Here is an 18,116-nt window from a genome sequence, read left to right on the forward strand (position 1 = left end):
TAAGAACGGCATGAGGAACATGCCGTTTTTTATGTTACGTAGGGGGATCGTACATGAAAAATAGTAAAGTGATTAAACTACAGGATCGTGTACCAAAGTTAAAAAATCAACAGAAGAAAAACAAGAAAAATGTTAATCATCGGTTGATTTTATACATATCAATTTTATTTTTATTAGTGCTCTTTTTAATTTATTTTCGGTCTCCGCTAAGCAATATCAAAAAGATAAGTGTGTTTGGAAATCATTATATGACAGATGAACAAGTGATGAAGGAATCAGGTGTGACGTATGATACAAGTTATTTCCGAGTGACAGCACATAAAGCAGAAGAAAACCTAACGAAACGAAAAGAAATTAAAGCAGTAAATGTAAAAAAACGTTTTCCAAATAAAATTGATGTTCATATTGAAGAATATTTAACGATTGGTTATATAAACAAAGATGGGAAATTACAACCGTTACTAGAGAACGGGAAAACACTTGATGTACTTCCGAACGGAAAACTTCCTGTTGCAGCACCAATTTTTGAACCTTTTAAAGAGGAAAAAATGAAGGAGTTAATTGCTGAGCTTGAAAAATTAACACCAACTATTTTAAGGTCTATTTCTGAAATTCGTTATTCACCGACGAATGCGAATGAAGATCACCTTACTTTATATATGAACGAAGGGTACGAAGTGAGCACTACGATTCAAAATTTCGCAAAGCGTATGGAAGCTTATCCGCTTATCTTAAAAACAATTGAACCGGGTAAAAAGGTATTAATTGATTTAGAAGTAGGGGCATATACGAAAGAATTAGGAGCGGAAGAAAAAAAAGAATAGAACGATAGTTTTTACTACGTCCCTGTAGAAAAAACGAAACGAACGTTCTATTGAATGCATCTGAATTTACAAGAATGGTTCATTTGATGAAAAAGATGTAAAAATTCTTAGATTCATACTAGGATTGGTACAAGTTTCACTTTTCTATGAGTACATCTTAGTGTAGACTTATACTTGGCGGTAATCTTTACACTTGAAATAGAATTATTTCAAGATAAGCAGTTATTCACAGTTTACTGCGATATTCTTAAATGAATGTTAAATAAAAATAAGAAAAATATAGGGTTAAAAAAGGGAAACGTATAAAGACGTTGAATATTTTTCTTATAAATAGTAAAGTTGCGATTGTTGTTCCATATATTGAGTTGTATGGTATAAATAAAGAAGGAGGTGCCAAAGAATGAACAGCAATGAAATATATGTTAGTCTTGACATCGGTACATCCAATGTTAAAGTCATCATTGGTGAAATGGTTAATGACAGCTTAAACATTATTGGTGTTGGAAATGTAAAATCAAATGGTTTAAAGAAGGGATCGATAGTTGATATAGACGAGACTGTTCGATCAATTAAAAAAGCAATTGAACAAGCTGAGCGCATGGTGGGAATCCACATTGAGCAAGTTGTAGTAGGTGTCAATGCAAACCAGGTACAGCTACTTCCTTGTCACGGAGTAGTCGCTGTTTCAAATGAAGATCGTGAAATCGGGAATGAAGATGTCTTACGCGTTCTAGATGCAGCACAAGTTGTGTCAATTGCTCCAGAGCGTGAGTTTATTGATGTGGTACCTCGACAGTTCATCGTAGACGGTCTTGACGAGATTAACGATCCACGCGGGATGATCGGTGTAAGATTAGAAATGGAAGGTACACTTATAACAGGCTCGAGAACTTTACTACATAACCTACTTCGTTGTGTAGAAAAAGCAGGTCTTGAAATAGTTGATATTTGTCTTCAACCTTTAGCGGCTGCAACAGTTGCTATATCTTCAGATGAGAAACATAGAGGAGTAGCCCTTGTTGATATGGGGGGAGGATCTACAACTTTATCTATTTTTAAAGATGGAGAGTTACAAGCGACGAGCGTATTACCGTTAGGTGGAGACCATATAACGAAGGATATTGCGATTGGGTTGAAAACTTCAACAGACAATGCAGATCAAATAAAGTTGAAATATGGACATGCTTTTTATGATACAGCATCTGAAGAAGAGATGTTTACGGTTCCTATTATGGGAAGCGATCAAACAGAACAATATTCTCAGTTGGAATTATCGGATATAATAGAGGCTCGTGTAGAGGAAATTTTAATGTTTGTTCAAGATGAAGTGCGTAAGTTAGGAGTAAAGCAAGTAGCTTCTGGCTATGTACTAACTGGTGGAATTGCTTCTATGCCGGGTGTTCTTGATCTTGCATATGATATTTTACATGAAAATGTTCGTATAGCGACTCCTGATTATATTGGTGTGCGTGAGCCCCAATATACAAGTGGAGTAGGATTAATTAAACATTCTTATCAAAAAGCTAAATTACGTGGGAAAAATGTGCAGGAAAAGCAAGAACATTTTGAACCAGTACCAGCACCAGCACCAACGCCGGTACAACAGCAACCTGCGAAACAAAAAACTCGTAATCAAAACAATAATAATCAAAATGATGAACGTATGATGTCAAAAGTAAAACGTGTATTCCGTTATTTATGGGATTAAAATTGGACACGAAAAATGAGGTTCTAGGGGGATTTCGACATGTTAGAGTTTGATACTACTCAAGATCAATTAGCGAATATAAAAGTTATCGGTGTCGGCGGTGGCGGAAACAATGCTGTAAACCGTATGATTGAACACGGTGTACAAGGTGTAGACTTTATCGCTGTGAATACTGATGCACAAGCATTAAATCTATCAAAAGCTGAAACAAAAATGCAAATTGGTGGAAAATTAACACGTGGACTTGGTGCAGGTGCAAACCCTGAAGTAGGGAAAAAAGCTGCAGAAGAAAGTAAAGAACAGATCCAAGAAGCACTTCGTGGTGCGGATATGGTCTTCGTAACTGCTGGTATGGGCGGCGGAACTGGAACTGGTGCAGCTCCAGTTGTTGCTCAAGTTGCAAAAGAATTAGGTGCATTAACAGTTGGTGTTGTGACACGTCCATTTACATTTGAAGGACGTAAACGTGCAACGCAAGCAGCATCTGGTATTGCGGCATTTAAAGAAAATGTAGATACGCTTATTGTAATTCCAAACGATCGCTTATTAGAGATTGTTGATAAAAATACGCCGATGTTAGAAGCATTCCGTGAAGCAGATAACGTATTACGTCAAGGTGTTCAAGGTATTTCTGATTTAATTGCAACACCAGGTTTAATTAACTTAGACTTCGCAGACGTAAAGACAATTATGTCTAATAGAGGTTCTGCTTTAATGGGTATTGGTTCTGGTAATGGAGAAAATCGTGCTGCTGAAGCTGCGAAAAAAGCGATTTCTAGTCCATTATTAGAAACATCTATTGATGGAGCTCAAGGTGTTATCATGAACATTACGGGTGGAGCTAACTTAAGCTTATATGAAGTACAAGAAGCGGCAGACATTGTAGCTTCAGCTTCAGATCCAGAAGTAAATATGATCTTCGGTTCTGTTATTAATGAAGGATTAAAAGATGATATCGTTGTAACTGTAATTGCAACTGGTTTTGATGATAGTGCTTCGACGCAGCCACCAAAACCAATTATCCGTCCGACTGCGAATCACACGCAACAACAGCAACAGCAAGTAGCTCAACCTTCAAAACAACGTGAAGTTAAGCGTGAAATGAAACGTGAAGAGCCAGTTGTGCATGAGCGTCATACAGATTCAGATGACATCGATATTCCAGCATTCTTACGTAACCGTCGTAGACGATAAAAGAAAAGGAGTTTTTATGCTCCTTTTTTGTTTTATACAGGGAAAAGATCTGCTAAGCAGGTCTTTTTTTATTTTATATATTTCGATTTATCCCGCTATTTGCTGGGCAGCCTGATTCGTGCGGGGTGATTAAAGTTTCACTTAATATATAAGTAAAAAGATATAGTATTCTATGAAACATATACTTTTATTTTTTACCGACAGATTTTGTCTAGAAAGCACAAAATAACAAAAAAACACCTCCGCAAATTGACACACTTTCCTATTGGATATGCATTATACTAGTCTCAACTTAAAAAAAGAGGTGAATTGTTTGGTTGTTTACGCCGACGTTGTTTGGTTGTTAAACGCCTGCATTGATTTTCTTTTACTTTTATTAACAGCAACCGTGTTAAAAAAGAAGATCAAAAGATGGAGGCTTGTGTTAGGGGCATTTATAGGTTCAACCATTGTTATTTTTGCCTTTACTCCTTTTGCTTCTATGATGACACATCCAATTATGAAACTACTGTACTCGTTACTTATTGTGTATACAGCATTTGGGTTTACAACGTTTAGAAACTATGCACAAACTGTTTTTACTTTTTACTTTGTAACCTTTATGGTTGGCGGAGGGTTAATTGGGACTCATTTCTTTTTGCAAACGAATGAAATGGTAAATGGATTGGTTCAATCTCAATCAATTTCTTACGGTGATCCAATTAGCTGGTTGTTTGTTGTTTTTGGTTTTCCAGTAATTTATTATTTTTCTAAAAAGCGTATTGAAAGCGTAGAGGTTACAAAAATACACTATGACCAAATTGTGAAATTGAAAATTCAATTAGCTGAAGAGGAACTAGAACTCGCAGGTTTAATTGATAGTGGGAACCAACTTTACGACCCGTTAACAAAAACACCCGTTATGATTATGCATATTTCATCATTAGAGCATTGCTTGCCAGCTTGGTTAACAGAACAAATTTATTCCAAAACAGAGATTCCTCAAATACCAGAAAATGATTCTGGCTGGGCGACAAAATTACGCTTAATTCCTTTCAGAGCAGTAGGAGTAGAGAATCAATTTTTATGGGCAATTAAGCCAGACAGTGTGCAAATTTATCATGAAGGTAGTTCTATTGTAGTCAGCAAAGTATTGATTGGGTTGAATACACAACAGTTGTCAACCAATGGAGAGTATCAATGTATTGTGCATCCGAAAATGTTAATTTCGCAAAAAATGGTAATTGCTTAATAATGGGAGGCGGGATAATATGATGAAATTAAAATTTTATTTAGTATACCTTTGGTATAAAGTATTGTTGAAATTAGGAATTAAGACCGATGAAATTTATTATATCGGTGGAAGTGAAGCGTTGCCACCACCGTTAACGAAAGAAGAAGAGGAAGTTCTTTTGAATAAATTGCCAAAAGGAGATCAGGCAGCAAGATCGTTACTGATTGAACGCAACTTACGCTTAGTTGTATATATAGCAAGAAAGTTTGAAAATACAGGGATAAATATTGAAGATTTGATTAGTATAGGAACAATCGGCCTTATTAAAGCAGTGAATACATTTAATCCGGAAAAGAAAATAAAATTAGCGACATATGCCTCACGTTGTATAGAAAATGAAATTTTAATGCATTTGCGTCGGAATAATAAAAATCGTTCAGAAGTTTCTTTTGACGAACCGCTTAACATTGATTGGGATGGGAATGAACTTTTGTTATCAGATGTATTAGGTACAGATGATGATATTATTACAAAAGATTTAGAAGCTACTGTAGATCGTCATCTTCTAATGAAAGCATTGCATCAATTAAATGATCGTGAAAAACAAATTATGGAACTTCGGTTTGGGCTTGCTGGAGAAGAGGAAAAGACGCAAAAAGATGTGGCGGATATGCTTGGGATTTCACAGTCATACATTTCGCGTTTAGAAAAAAGAATCATAAAAAGATTACGAAAAGAATTTAATAAAATGGTGTAAAGAATAAGACCAGCCGTTATCTAGGCTGGTCTTATTCTCTTTCGTTGTATGAGAAGAGACAAAGAAAATGAAAAATGAAGAGAAAACCGCATGCATAAAATCCCCTTCAAAGGAAATACTTTACACTGTACAGCAACTCCCGATAGGAGGGAACACTTTGACGAGAAACAAAGTAGAAATTTGCGGTGTTGATACAGCTAAACTTCCCGTACTAAAAAATGATGAAATGCGTAAATTATTTCGTGAAATGCAAAGTGGAGAGATAAGCGCAAGAGAGAAATTAGTGAATGGAAACTTACGTCTTGTACTGAGCGTCATCCAAAGATTTAATAACAGAGGAGAATATGTTGACGATTTATTTCAAGTTGGTTGCATCGGACTTATGAAATCCATTGATAACTTTGATTTAGGCCAAAATGTAAAATTTTCAACGTATGCTGTGCCGATGATTATTGGGGAAATACGCAGATATTTGCGTGATAATAATCCGATTCGCGTATCTCGATCATTACGAGATATTGCGTATAAAGCGTTACAAGTAAGAGAGAAATTGATTGCAGAAAATTCAAAAGAACCAACAGCAATGGATATTGCAAAAGTGCTTGAAGTGACTCATGAAGAAATTGTTTTTGCATTAGATGCGATTCAAGATCCAGTTTCATTATTTGAACCGATTTATAACGATGGGGGAGATCCTATCTTTGTTATGGATCAGTTAAGTGATGAAAAACAAAAGGACGAGCAGTGGGTTGAAGAGTTAGCGCTGAAAGAAGGGATGAAGCGTTTAAATGATCGTGAGAAAATGATTATTCGAAAACGTTTCTTTCAAGGAAAGACACAAATGGAAGTTGCAGAAGAAATTGGGATTTCTCAAGCACAAGTGTCACGTTTAGAGAAATCAGCTATTAAACAAATGAATAAGACGATTCAAGGATAAGGTTTCACCATTTATGGTGAAACCTTTTTATATGTAATATAGTTTGTCTTCGCTCATAGTAGGGAAGTTGTGTTCATATAATGAAAATAATATGGGATTAGTAGAGGGTGCTTCCTGTTAATTTGAGAAACAGTGTTTTTTCAATTCGTCATATATAAGGGAGAGGATGAAAATGATAAGAATTTCGGAGTTGCAGATGAAAGAGATAATAAATGTTTCAGATGGAAAAAGGCTTGGGAATATTGGAGATATTGAAATTGATATGAACACAGGGAAGATCGGGTCTATTATTATTTCCAAACAGGCACGTATGTTAGGGATCTTTGGGAAGGATGTAGAAATTGTAATTCCTTGGGAGGAAATTATGAAAATTGGGGAAGATGTCATACTTGTTAGAGTAAATCCTGTTAATTCTGTAACAGAATCAATACAAACACCGACAATTTCATAAAGAATATTACAAATTCCTCTTTTTTTTCTGTTGGCATTATGAAAAAATAAAAGTATGGTAAAATAGACAGGAAGTACCATGCTTTTTTATGTTATTTTAATTAAAAGGAGTCACTTTATGAGACAACCATTTAAATATGTGGACGGTATACTGTATTTACAAGCGTGGAAAGAACTTGGAAACATTACTGCTGGATTTACGACAAAAGATGGTGGGGTAAGTACGGGCTCCTATCATGCGATGAATTTAGGATTACATGTGAATGATATCGTGGAGAACGTTCATGAAAACAGACGCATTTTAGCAAATAAGTTACAAAAACCATTAGAAAACTGGATTTGCTCTGAACAAGTTCATGATCATCATGTTGAAAAAGTAGGACAACAGGAAAGAGGAAGTGGCGTCTATTCATATGAAGACGGCATTTCAAAAACAGATGGCATTTATACGACTAATAATGATGTTCTTCTAACATCATGTTACGCGGATTGTGTTCCACTCTATTTTTATGCACCATCACATGGTATGATAGGACTTGCGCATGCTGGATGGAAAGGGACTGTAAAAGAGATTGCAAAGGAAATGATTCAAAAATGGAATGCAGAAGGGATTTCAAGTGATGAAATTCATGTTGCAATTGGACCAGCAATTGGATCTTGTTGTTACGTTGTTGATGATCGAGTGTTAACAGCAGCAGAGCAAGTAGTAAACGGCTCTGTCCCTTATAAAAAAATTTCTGATGGGCAGTACGCAATTAATTTAAAAGAAATTAATCGTATATTATGTGTACAATCAGGCATAAAAGAAGAGAATATTGTAATGTCATCTCTTTGTACAAGCTGTGAAGAACAACTATTTTTCTCTCATCGTCGTGATCAAGGTAAGACAGGAAGAATGTTGAGTTTCATAGGTTTTAAGGAGGAAGAAAGCAAGTGACAGTACAAAAAAATTTAACAACTGTAAATGAAGCAATTAAACAATCTTGCGTACGAGCGGGACGTTCGTTGCAAGATATTAAACTCGTTGCGGTTACAAAAACGGTAGGAATTGAAAAAACAAACGAAGTAATTGAAGCTGGAATTATCGATTTAGGTGAAAATAGAAATGAAAGTTTCTTACAGAAGTACGAACATTTCGGTTCAAAAGTGAATTGGCATTTTATTGGATCATTACAAACGAGAAAAGTAAAAGAAATCATTAATGAAATTGATTATTTACATTCGTTAGATCGTCTTTCACTTGCAAAAGAAATTCAAAAACGTGCTGATAAGAAAGTGAAATGTTTTATTCAAGTGAAAACATCATCTGAAGAATCAAAGCAAGGATTGGCAATAGAAGAAACCGTTTCTTTTATTCAAAGTTTGCAAGAATTGGATAAGATTGAAGTGGTGGGACTAATGACAATGGCTCCGTTTACAGAAGAAGAGGAAGAAATCAGACGCTGTTTTAAGGAGTTGTGTATGCTACAAACAGAGGTGCAGGAGCTAGAATTATTACATGCGCCATGTAAAGAATTATCAATGGGAATGTCTAATGATTACACGATTGCAATTGAAGAAGGTGCTACATATATTCGTTTGGGGACGATTTTAGTAGGAAAAGCGTAAAAGGAAGGAGAATCTTATTATGAGTTGGTCAAAAGTAAAATACTTCTTTTTTGATACACCGGAAGAAAAAGAAGCAGCTCAATATAGTTATGAAAAGGAGCAAACAGACATGAAGAAGCAGCAAGATCCGCCAGAACAACAAGATGTTGCGTTTCCAAAAGCGCAACCGAAACAAAATGTTGTGAGCATTGAAACGGCAAAGCAATCTTCAAAAGTTGTTTTATTAGAACCACGCACATATTCGGAAGCACAAGGGATTTCGGACCATTTAAAAGGTAGACGAGCTGTTGTGATTAATTTACAACGAATGTCTACTGATCAAGCTGTACGTATCGTTGACTTTTTAAGTGGTACTGTATACGCTATAGGCGGGGACATTCAAAAAATAGGACCGAAAACATTTATGTGTACCCCTGAAAATGTAGATATTGTTGGTGCAATTTCAGAGTTATTCGGTGAAGAAGAAGACACAAATATAAAGAGGTGGTAATACGCCATGGTAACAGTTTTAAACGTTTTAATTACTGCTATCGAGATCTACTCGTGGGCACTTATTATTTACATTCTTCTATCATGGTTCCCTGGTGCAAAAGAATCAACTTTTGGAGAAATTCTTGCGCGTATTTGTGAACCGTATTTAGAACCATTTCGCAGATTTATTCCGCCGCTTGGTATGATTGATATCTCTCCACTCGTTGCGATTTTCACGTTAAAGCTTGCTACGAATGGTTTAATAAGTATATTCAACTATTTCTTATAGTAAGAGGTTAAATACATGAGCATCTATGAACATTTCAGACCCGATGAAGAGGTCTTTGTGGATAAGGTGTTAGAGTGGAAGCGAGCAGCGGAGTACCATCAAGTGAAGTTAACAGACTTCCTTGATCCAAGACAACAACAAATTGTCACTATGGTAATAGGACAAGGGGATGTTGCTGTACAGTTTGATGGTGCAACGCCTCATGCAGAGCGTAAGAGAGCACTCATTTATCCGAACTATCTAGTAGTGAATGAAGAGGAATTTCAAGTAGAAGTATTGGAAATTGACTATCCTTCCAAGTTTTATACGCTAGAACATAGGCAAATATTAGGTACATTTATGTCTCTTGGTTTAACGAGAGAAAAATGTGGTGATATTTTGCTTCAAGAAGATCGTGCCCAAATTGTAGTCGCGAAAGAAGTTGTATCTTATATTGAGATGAACTTACAATCTATAGGGAAAGTGAAAGTCTCCTTATCACCAGTGCAAGGAGAAAAAATTCTACAGATGCAAGAAACGTGGGGAGAGAAATCTGGAACGGTTTCTTCACTTCGTTTAGATGTTATGTTAGCTGAAATGTTACATATATCCAGACAAAAAGTACAACCTTTCATAAAAAATGGTTTAGTAAAAGTTAATTGGAAAACAGTGGAGCAAACTTCTTATGAATGTTATCCAGGAGATGTTTTTTCAGTGAGAGGATATGGACGAAGTAAATTGTTTTCTGTAGAAGGTAGAACAAAGCGCGACAAATGGAGAATTTTGTATGGTATACTAAAATGATTGGTTTTTTAGAAGGAAATCCTCCTATTTTGTCGAAGAAAAGATATAATTGAAATAGGAAATTTAGATAACTACTTGGAGGTGGCGTTGTGCCGTTAACACCATTAGATATTCATAACAAAGAATTTGGTCGCGGATTCCGTGGCTATGATGAAGATCAAGTAAATGAGTTTCTTGATCAAATTATCAAAGATTATGAATTAGTCATTCGTGAGAAAAAAGCTTTAGAAGAAAAAGTTGCGCAATTAGAAGGGAAGTTAGATCATTTCTCTAATATTGAAGATACGTTAAACAAATCTATCATCGTTGCACAAGAAGCAGCGGAAGAAGTAAAACGTAATGCGCAAAAAGAAGCAAAATTAATCGTACGTGAAGCTGAAAAGAATGCAGACCGTATTATTAACGAAGCGTTAGTAAAATCAAGAAAAGTTGCCTTTGATATTGAAGAGCTAAAGAAACAAGCGAAAGTATTCCGCACTCGTTTCCGTATGTTATTAGAAACACAGCTTGAAATGTTAAACAACGATGATTGGGATAAACTAATTGAGTTAGAAGACGAAGTAGATGAACTGTTGAAAAAAGAAGAAACAGTGTAAGCTTGACGTTTTTCTCATTATTACATATAATTTTAAACAACATATTTATTAAGAAAAACGAAGATAGGGATAAGTACCTTTTTCATACCTTATATAGCGAACTGAGGATGGTGTAAGCTCAGGATAAGGAGATAATGGGAATATCACCCTGGAGTTCCGCGCTGAACAAATAGAGTAAGCGTAGGCGTATATTCGCGTTAAGAATATAAAGAGGATTGTATACATACGTATAGGATCTACTAGGGTGGTACCGCGGGAGACTTTCTCGTCCCTTTTTGGGATGAGAAGGTCTCTTTTCTATTCCGTTTTTTAAGTGTTTCTTTTATACATGTAAGGAGGAATTGAGCATGGAGTACAAAAATACATTACTAATGCCAAAAACAGAGTTCCCAATGCGTGGGAATTTACCAAAACGTGAGCCTGCAATGCAAGAACAGTGGGCTGAAATGAATATTTATGAAAAGGTACAAGAACATACGAAAGGTCGTCCTTTATTTGTACTGCATGATGGACCTCCATATGCGAATGGTGACATTCATATGGGACATGCATTAAATAAAGTGCTAAAAGACTTTATTGTTCGTTATAAATCAATGACAGGTTACTGCGCACCATATGTACCGGGTTGGGATACACACGGTTTACCAATTGAGCAAGCTTTAACAAATAAAGGTGTAAAGCGTAAAGAAATGACAGTTGCTGAGTTCCGTAAGTTATGTGCAGAGTATGCATATGAACAAGTAGAACGTCAACGTGAACAATTTAAGCGTTTAGGTGTACGTGCAGATTGGGATAACCCATATATTACTTTAGAGCCGGCTTATGAAGCGCAACAAATTAAAGTGTTCGGTGATATGGCGAAAAAAGGTTATATTTATAAAGGACAAAAACCAGTTTACTGGTCTCCAACGAGTGAATCAGCTTTAGCAGAAGCTGAAATTGAATACCAAGATAAAAAATCAGCATCTATTTACGTAGCATTCCCTGTAAAAGACGGAAAGAACGTATTAGAAGGTGATGAGAAATTTATTATCTGGACAACAACACCTTGGACGTTACCTGCAAACTTAGGTATTTCTGTTCACCCAGAACTTGAATACGCTATTGTAAAAGTAAATGATGAAAAATATATTATTGCTTCTGAACTATTTGAGACAGTTGCAAAAACGTTAGAGTGGGAAAATGCTGAAGTTGTGAAAACGGTAAAAGGTAGCGAACTTGAGTATACAGTTGCAAAACATCCATTCTACGATCGTGATTCATTAGTTATGCTAGGAGATCACGTAACAACAGATGCAGGTACAGGTTGTGTTCATACAGCACCAGGACACGGGGAAGATGACTTCGTTGTTGGTAAAAAGTATGGATTAGAAGTACTTTGCCCAGTTGATGATAAAGGTGTATTAACAAATGAAGCACCTGGATTTGAAGGCTTATTCTATGATAAAGCTAACAAGCCAATTACAGAAAAATTAGAAGAAGTAGGCGCGTTACTGAAACTAACGTTCATTACGCATTCATACCCGCATGATTGGAGAACGAAAAAACCAATTATTTTCCGTGCAACAGCACAGTGGTTTGCATCTATTGAAGCGTTCCGTAAAGAATTATTAGAAGCTGTTGCGGAAACAAAATGGGTACCAGCATGGGGAGAAACTCGTCTTCATAATATGGTTCGTGACCGTGGTGACTGGTGTATTTCTCGTCAGCGTGCATGGGGTGTGCCAATCCCTGTATTCTATGCAGAGAATGGTGATCCAATTATTACAGATGAAACAATTAACCATGTAGCAGATTTATTCCGTGAGCACGGTTCTAACGTATGGTTTGAGCGTGAAGCGAAAGATCTATTACCAGAAGGATTTACACATACAGGTAGCCCAAATGGTGAATTCCGTAAAGAAACAGATATCATGGATGTATGGTTCGATTCAGGTTCTTCTCACCAAGCAGTATTAGAAGAGCGCGAAGACTTACAACGTCCAGCTGATTTATATTTAGAAGGATCTGACCAGTATCGTGGTTGGTTTAACTCTTCATTATCAACAGCAGTTGCTGTAACAGGTAAAGCTCCATATAAAGGCGTACTAAGCCATGGTTTCGTATTAGATGGTGAAGGACGTAAAATGAGTAAGTCGATTGGAAACATCGTCGTACCGAAGAAAATTATGGATCAATTAGGTGGAGATATTTTACGCTTATGGGTATCTTCTGTTGACTATCAATCTGATGTACGTATTTCAGATGATATTTTAAAACAAGTAGCAGAAGTGTATCGTAAAATCCGTAACACATTCCGTTTCTTATTAGGAAACTTAGATGACTTTAAGCCAAGTGAAAATACAGTAGCTGTAGCTGAACTTCGTGAAGTAGATCGTTACATGTTAGTGAAATTAAATGACTTAATTACAAAAGTAAAAGAAGCATATGAAACATACGACTTCGCTGCTGTGTATCATGCAATTCATAACTTCTGTACAATTGATTTAAGTTCATTCTACTTAGACTTTGCGAAAGACATTTTATACATTGAAGGTGCAAACCATGAAGATCGTCGTGCAATTCAAACTGTATTATATGATGTTCTTGTTGCATTGACGAAACTTGTAACACCAATCTTACCGCATACAGCTGATGAAGTATGGCCCTACATTCCGGGTGTAACAGAAGAAAGTGTACAATTAACTAATATGCCAGAAGCTGTACAATTAGATGGTGCGGAAGCATTAAAAACAAAATGGGATGCATTTATGACGCTGCGTGATGACGTATTAAAAGCGTTAGAAGTAGCTCGTAATGAAAAAGTAATCGGTAAGTCATTAAATGCAAGTATTACGCTATATCCGACTGTAGAAATGAAAACTATGTTAGAGTCTATTAGCGAAGACTTAAAGCAATTATTCATCGTTTCTGAGTATAAACTTGGTGGTATGATGGAAGAAGCGCCAGCAGATGCGCCGAAGTATGAGCATACAGCGGTTGTTGTTGCTCAAGCAACTGGTGAAACATGTGAACGTTGTTGGGTAGTTTCAGAAACAATTGGTAAAGACGCTGAACATGAAACATTATGTGAGCGTTGTGCAACAGTTGTTAAAGAAAACTATGTAAAATAATAAAAAAACTGACTGTGCGTAAGTACAGTCAGTTTTTTTGTTGATGATATATTAAAATAACTTTCACTCTCTTTCCTATGAAGGAAAAATGTGTGTGAGGTAAGCATAGAAATTTCGGACACACTAATCGTACATTGCAGCTAGGAGGAATGTACACGTGAATGAAATGTATATGGAAATCAAAGAAGAATTGCAATTGATGCGAAAAGAGTTACAAGAGAGGCTAGCTAAAGAGGTCATGCACAAATATGATACAGAGTTTAGCGAAGAGCTTGGATATGAAATTAAGGAAGAGATAAAGAAAAAACTCCTATTACATGATATAAAAGAGGACTTAAAAGATGTAGAACGTGCATTATTTAAAATGGAAATAGATATGTATGGTATTTGTGAAGAAACGGGGAGAGCAATTTCGGTAAAACAAATGAAGACGATGCCGACTGCCCGTACCATTCATGAATTTTTCTATGAAAAAGTAAATGTATGAATGCGCACAACGATATTATATTACCTTTTTTTAATTTATTTTATTCTTCTATAAAGGTTCATTGTGAAAAGGTTGCAGCTATGCTAAAATTTTGAGGTACACTGTCTTTGTGGGGGAAATGAAAATGATATATTATGTAATAGCGTTATTTGTCATTGCCATCGATCAAATATCGAAATGGCTAATTGTAAAGAACATGGAATTGGGTACGAGCATTCCGATTATCGATAATGTATTATACATAACATCACATCGAAATAGAGGAGCTGCCTGGGGGATTTTAGAAAATAAAATGTGGTTTTTCTACATTATTACAGTCGTTTTTGTAGTATTTATCGTAATTTATATGCAAAAATATGCGAAAACAGACAAACTTCTAGGGATTTCATTAGGTCTAATACTAGGCGGAGCAATTGGTAATTTCATTGATCGTGTATTTAGACAAGAAGTAGTGGATTTCATTCACGTGTATATTTTCTCGTACAACTATCCAGTATTCAATATAGCTGATTCAGCATTATGTATTGGTGTTGTATTAATTATTATTCAAACATTATTAGAAGGCAAGAAAACGAAGGAGTAATTGAATGAGTGAAGTAGTACAAGTAACAGTTGCAGAAGAACAAAAAAGTGAGCGAATTGATAAATTCGTTGCAGAAATAAACAGTGAATGGTCACGTTCACAAGTACAACAATGGATTAAAGATGATGTCGTTACAGTTAATGGAAAATCGGTAAAAGTGAATTATAAAGTTAAAGAAAACGATGAAATTACAGTAACGATTCCTGATCCAGAAGAGTTAGATATCCAAGCAGAAGATATGGGCTTAGAAATTTATTATGAAGATGCAGATGTACTCGTTGTAAATAAGCCACGTGGTATGGTTGTACATCCAGCTCCAGGGCATACAAGCGGTACGCTTGTAAACGGACTTATGCACCATTGTACAGACCTGTCAGGTATTAACGGTGTAATGCGTCCTGGTATCGTGCATCGTATTGATAAAGATACATCTGGACTATTAATGGTTGCTAAAAATGATGTGGCGCATGAGTCACTTGTAAATCAACTTGTAGCAAAAACAGTAACAAGACGTTACAAAGCGATTGTACACGGTGTGATTCCGCATGATAAAGGAACGATCGATGCGCCAATTGGTCGCGATAAGAAAGAACGTCAAAGCATGACAGTTGATGAAAATGGTAAGAATGCTGTTACACACTTCCAGGTGTTAGAACGCTTTAAAGATTTTACACTTGTAGAATGTCGCTTAGAAACGGGACGTACGCACCAAATTCGTGTTCATATGAAATACATTGGCTATCCACTTGCAGGAGATCCGAAGTATGGTCCGAAGAAAACATTAGACATGAATGGACAAGCACTTCACGCAGGTATTTTAGGGTTTGACCATCCTCGTACTGGTGAATATATTCAGTTTGAGGCACCGATTCCAGAAGTGTTTGAAGACGCATTAAATATTTTACGGAAATAGTATTGACAAATCATAAGAAAACTGAGATACTGACAACAGTTAAATAATGATCCTTTAACACAGCCCCGTGAGGTTGAGAAGGTAACGGTTTGAAATACATAGGGTATGCTGTACCCTTTTTTCAAAAGTCCTCTCGCACACGCTGAGAGGACTTTTTTTATACCATTACTCTCACGCAAGAAAAAAGCTTGGAGGTGTAGAGCATGCAAGAGAAAGCTGTCGTTTTAGATGACCAAATGATTCGCCGCGCTTTAACACGAATTAGTCATGAAATCGTGGAACGAAATAAAGGTGTCGATAATTGTGTTCTTGTCGGAATTAAAACTCGTGGAATTTTTATTGCACAACGTTTGGCAGAACGAATTGGTCAAATTGAAGGAAAAGAAATGGAAGTTGGAGAGCTAGATATTACGTTATATCGTGATGATCTAACACTACAATCGAAAAATGAAGAACCACTTGTAAAAGGTTCTGATATCCCTGTAGATATTACGAAGAAAAAAGTTATCCTTGTGGATGATGTATTATATACAGGAAGAACAGTTCGAGCGGCAATGGATGCTCTTATGGATTTAGGTAGACCATCACAAATCCAACTGGCGGTTCTTGTTGATAGAGGTCATCGTGAACTACCAATTCGCGCTGATTATGTAGGAAAGAACATTCCAACATCAAGTGAAGAGCGTATCGAAGTTGATTTGCAAGAGACAGATCAACAAGATCGAGTAAGCATATACGATAAGTAAAGCCCTTTTAAATGTAGTCCTGTGAGGCTGCCAAAGGGTCTTGGCTTTCATATGTCAAATTTGGCATACGAAAGTGTAGGACTCTTTGTGCACAGGCACAAAGAGTTTTTTTATTGCAAAGATTTAAACTGAAGGAGGATGTAACAATGGAACAAAAGCCAGTGTTAGACGTTAATGAAGTACCGAAACCGGGAAAATGGTTATTTTTAAGTATACAACATTTGTTCGCGATGTTTGGATCCACAGTGCTTGTTCCGTTTTTAACAGGATTGAATCCGTCAGTAGCATTAATATCAAGTGGATTAGGAACGCTAGCGTTTCTTCTTATAACGAAAGGTCAAGTACCTGCCTATCTAGGATCATCATTCGCCTTTATCGCACCGATTATAACAGCGAAAACAGCAGGTGGACCTGGAGCAGCAATGCTCGGTGGTTTGTTTGCAGGACTTGTGTACATCTTAATCTCACTCGGAATTAAGAAGTCAGGATCAGAGTGGATTATGAAATTACTTCCGCCAATCGTAGTTGGTCCAGTCGTAATGGTAATCGGTCTAGCTTTAGCACATACAGCAGTTAACATGGCGATGAACGGTGCGGATGGCAAATATAGCTTTACACACTTTTCAGTAGCATTAGTAACATTAGCAATTACAATTATCTGCTCTATATTCGGAAGAGGGTTTTTCAGTATCATACCAGTGTTACTGGGCATTATCGGCGGATATATCTTCGCTTACTTCCAAGGGCTAGTAAACTTAAAGCCGGTAGCTGAGGCAAAATGGTTTGTTGTACCAGATTTCACAGTACCATTTGTAACATATACTCCGGAGTTTTCGTGGAAGATTGTACTCTTGATGGTACCAGTTGCACTAGTAACAATTTCAGAACATATCGGACATCAAATTGTACTTGGAAACGTTATTAAAAGAGATTTAATTGAAAAACCAGGTTTACATCGCTCAATCTTCGGTGATGGAATAGCAACATTGATTGCATCACTAATAGGTGGACCACCGAATACAACGTATGGTGAAAATATCGGTGTGCTAGCAATTACGAGAGCTTACAGCGTATACTTATTCATCGGATCAGCAGTATTCGCAATCATGTTTGGTTTTATCGGTAAGATTTCCGCGCTGATTCACTCCATACCAACACCGGTTATGGGTGGAGTATCAATCTTACTATTCGGTGTAATCGCATCAAGCGGATTACGCATGATGGTAGATGATAAAACAGACCTAAGTGACAAACGAAACTTAATGATTGCATCAGTAATACTAGTAATCGGTATTGGTGGAGCGGTACTTCATGTAGGAGAATCGTTCCAAGTAGAAGGAATGGCACTAGCAGCAATTGTAGGTGTACTGTTAAATCTACTACTACCGGAAACGAAACAAATAAAACAATCTAAGCAGATTGCTTCATAATAACAACCTTTTAA

At 36.4% G+C, this 18,116-nt stretch carries 19 protein-coding genes and 1 other annotated feature; all 19 genes read left to right on the forward strand.

Going from position 1 to position 18,116, the window contains the following annotated elements:
• Positions 1-53 precede the first annotated feature (53 nt).
• The 19 genes from divIB (at position 54) to uraA (ending at position 18,102) form a co-directional block, all read left to right on the forward strand.
• On the forward strand, positions 54-824 hold the full coding sequence (gene divIB, locus QEP67_RS07845) for a cell division protein DivIB (protein ID WP_000798232.1): 771 nt from the start codon (positions 54-56) through the stop codon (positions 822-824).
• A 400-nt stretch (positions 825-1,224) separates the two neighbouring features.
• Complete coding sequence (gene ftsA, locus QEP67_RS07850) at positions 1,225-2,532, forward strand: cell division protein FtsA (RefSeq protein ID WP_001087543.1); 1,308 nt, start codon at positions 1,225-1,227, stop codon at positions 2,530-2,532.
• A gap of 39 nt (positions 2,533-2,571) precedes the next feature.
• The gene (gene ftsZ, locus QEP67_RS07855) at positions 2,572-3,726 is read left to right on the forward strand and encodes a cell division protein FtsZ (protein ID WP_000888983.1); all 1,155 of its coding nucleotides are present in this window, start codon (positions 2,572-2,574) and stop codon (positions 3,724-3,726) included.
• A gap of 313 nt (positions 3,727-4,039) precedes the next feature.
• Positions 4,040-4,957: a sigma-E processing peptidase SpoIIGA gene (gene spoIIGA / locus QEP67_RS07860; RefSeq protein ID WP_000261976.1), complete on the forward strand. Its 918-nt coding sequence runs from the start codon at positions 4,040-4,042 to the stop codon at positions 4,955-4,957.
• A 19-nt stretch (positions 4,958-4,976) separates the two neighbouring features.
• Positions 4,977-5,696, forward strand: coding sequence for an RNA polymerase sporulation sigma factor SigE (gene sigE / locus QEP67_RS07865; RefSeq protein ID WP_000976947.1), 720 nt, complete (start codon positions 4,977-4,979; stop codon positions 5,694-5,696).
• A gap of 157 nt (positions 5,697-5,853) precedes the next feature.
• Positions 5,854-6,633, forward strand: coding sequence for an RNA polymerase sporulation sigma factor SigG (gene sigG / locus QEP67_RS07870; protein WP_000197753.1), 780 nt, complete (start codon positions 5,854-5,856; stop codon positions 6,631-6,633).
• A gap of 172 nt (positions 6,634-6,805) precedes the next feature.
• The gene (locus tag QEP67_RS07875; RefSeq protein ID WP_000619414.1) at positions 6,806-7,084 is read left to right on the forward strand and encodes a YlmC/YmxH family sporulation protein; all 279 of its coding nucleotides are present in this window, start codon (positions 6,806-6,808) and stop codon (positions 7,082-7,084) included.
• Positions 7,085-7,201: 117 nt separating this feature from the next.
• Positions 7,202-8,020, forward strand: a complete 819-nt coding sequence (gene pgeF / locus QEP67_RS07880) for a peptidoglycan editing factor PgeF (RefSeq protein WP_064459842.1) — start codon at positions 7,202-7,204, stop codon at positions 8,018-8,020.
• Positions 8,017-8,691, forward strand: a complete 675-nt coding sequence (locus QEP67_RS07885; protein WP_000218035.1) for a YggS family pyridoxal phosphate-dependent enzyme — start codon at positions 8,017-8,019, stop codon at positions 8,689-8,691. Before pgeF ends, QEP67_RS07885 begins: the two co-directional genes overlap by 4 nt.
• A 19-nt stretch (positions 8,692-8,710) precedes the next feature.
• Positions 8,711-9,181 (forward strand): cell division protein SepF, encoded by a 471-nt coding sequence (locus QEP67_RS07890; RefSeq protein ID WP_000119131.1) that lies wholly within the window; start codon positions 8,711-8,713, stop codon positions 9,179-9,181.
• 6 nt (positions 9,182-9,187) lie between these two features.
• Positions 9,188-9,451 carry a YggT family protein gene (locus QEP67_RS07895; RefSeq protein ID WP_000259082.1) on the forward strand — a complete coding sequence of 88 codons (264 nt, stop codon included), beginning with the start codon at positions 9,188-9,190 and terminating at the stop codon, positions 9,449-9,451.
• Between the two features lie 15 nt (positions 9,452-9,466).
• Complete coding sequence (locus QEP67_RS07900; protein ID WP_064459843.1) at positions 9,467-10,234, forward strand: RNA-binding protein; 768 nt, start codon at positions 9,467-9,469, stop codon at positions 10,232-10,234.
• Positions 10,235-10,323: 89 nt separating this feature from the next.
• The gene (gene divIVA, locus QEP67_RS07905) at positions 10,324-10,830 is read left to right on the forward strand and encodes a septum site-determining protein DivIVA (RefSeq protein WP_001131609.1); all 507 of its coding nucleotides are present in this window, start codon (positions 10,324-10,326) and stop codon (positions 10,828-10,830) included.
• Positions 10,831-10,881: 51 nt separating this feature from the next.
• Positions 10,882-11,106, forward strand: a binding site (T-box leader).
• Positions 11,107-11,177: 71 nt separating this feature from the next.
• Entirely contained in the window at positions 11,178-13,943 is a 2,766-nt protein-coding gene (gene ileS2, locus QEP67_RS07910) for an isoleucine--tRNA ligase (RefSeq protein WP_000455964.1), read from the forward strand.
• 157 nt (positions 13,944-14,100) lie between these two features.
• On the forward strand, positions 14,101-14,430 hold the full coding sequence (locus QEP67_RS07915) for a hypothetical protein (RefSeq protein WP_001004658.1): 330 nt from the start codon (positions 14,101-14,103) through the stop codon (positions 14,428-14,430).
• Between the two features lie 124 nt (positions 14,431-14,554).
• Positions 14,555-15,013: a lipoprotein signal peptidase LspA gene (lspA, locus tag QEP67_RS07920; RefSeq protein WP_000642186.1), complete on the forward strand. Its 459-nt coding sequence runs from the start codon at positions 14,555-14,557 to the stop codon at positions 15,011-15,013.
• 4 nt (positions 15,014-15,017) lie between these two features.
• Positions 15,018-15,926 carry an RluA family pseudouridine synthase gene (locus QEP67_RS07925; RefSeq protein WP_000005846.1) on the forward strand — a complete coding sequence of 303 codons (909 nt, stop codon included), beginning with the start codon at positions 15,018-15,020 and terminating at the stop codon, positions 15,924-15,926.
• 203 nt (positions 15,927-16,129) lie between these two features.
• Positions 16,130-16,672: a bifunctional pyrimidine operon transcriptional regulator/uracil phosphoribosyltransferase gene (pyrR, locus tag QEP67_RS07930; protein WP_001156490.1), complete on the forward strand. Its 543-nt coding sequence runs from the start codon at positions 16,130-16,132 to the stop codon at positions 16,670-16,672.
• Positions 16,673-16,818: 146 nt separating this feature from the next.
• A complete protein-coding gene (gene uraA / locus QEP67_RS07935; RefSeq protein ID WP_000435919.1) occupies positions 16,819-18,102 on the forward strand; it encodes a uracil permease in 1,284 nt (427 codons plus the stop codon).
• The last annotated feature ends 14 nt before the right edge of the window (positions 18,103-18,116 follow it).

It is taken from the genome of Bacillus cereus group sp. MS39 (genome assembly GCF_040448665.1).
In the GTDB taxonomy this organism is placed as follows: Bacteria; Bacillota; Bacilli; order Bacillales; family Bacillaceae_G; genus Bacillus_A; species Bacillus_A wiedmannii.

Excerpts from the sequence above, each read along its gene's own strand:
- divIB (WP_000798232.1), top strand. The coding sequence starts at position 54 with ATGAAAAATAGTAAAGTGATTAAACTACAGGATCGTGTACCAAAGTTA.
- ftsA (WP_001087543.1), top strand. The coding sequence starts at position 1,225 with ATGAACAGCAATGAAATATATGTTAGTCTTGACATCGGTACATCCAAT.
- ftsZ (WP_000888983.1), top strand. The coding sequence starts at position 2,572 with ATGTTAGAGTTTGATACTACTCAAGATCAATTAGCGAATATAAAAGTT.
- sigE (WP_000976947.1), top strand. The coding sequence starts at position 4,977 with ATGATGAAATTAAAATTTTATTTAGTATACCTTTGGTATAAAGTATTG.
- QEP67_RS07875 (WP_000619414.1), top strand. The coding sequence starts at position 6,806 with ATGATAAGAATTTCGGAGTTGCAGATGAAAGAGATAATAAATGTTTCA.
- pgeF (WP_064459842.1), top strand. The coding sequence starts at position 7,202 with ATGAGACAACCATTTAAATATGTGGACGGTATACTGTATTTACAAGCG.
- QEP67_RS07890 (WP_000119131.1), top strand. The coding sequence starts at position 8,711 with ATGAGTTGGTCAAAAGTAAAATACTTCTTTTTTGATACACCGGAAGAA.
- QEP67_RS07895 (WP_000259082.1), top strand. The coding sequence starts at position 9,188 with ATGGTAACAGTTTTAAACGTTTTAATTACTGCTATCGAGATCTACTCG.
- QEP67_RS07900 (WP_064459843.1), top strand. The coding sequence starts at position 9,467 with ATGAGCATCTATGAACATTTCAGACCCGATGAAGAGGTCTTTGTGGAT.
- ileS2 (WP_000455964.1), top strand. The coding sequence starts at position 11,178 with ATGGAGTACAAAAATACATTACTAATGCCAAAAACAGAGTTCCCAATG.
- lspA (WP_000642186.1), top strand. The coding sequence starts at position 14,555 with ATGATATATTATGTAATAGCGTTATTTGTCATTGCCATCGATCAAATA.
- QEP67_RS07925 (WP_000005846.1), top strand. The coding sequence starts at position 15,018 with ATGAGTGAAGTAGTACAAGTAACAGTTGCAGAAGAACAAAAAAGTGAG.
- pyrR (WP_001156490.1), top strand. The coding sequence starts at position 16,130 with ATGCAAGAGAAAGCTGTCGTTTTAGATGACCAAATGATTCGCCGCGCT.
- uraA (WP_000435919.1), top strand. The coding sequence starts at position 16,819 with ATGGAACAAAAGCCAGTGTTAGACGTTAATGAAGTACCGAAACCGGGA.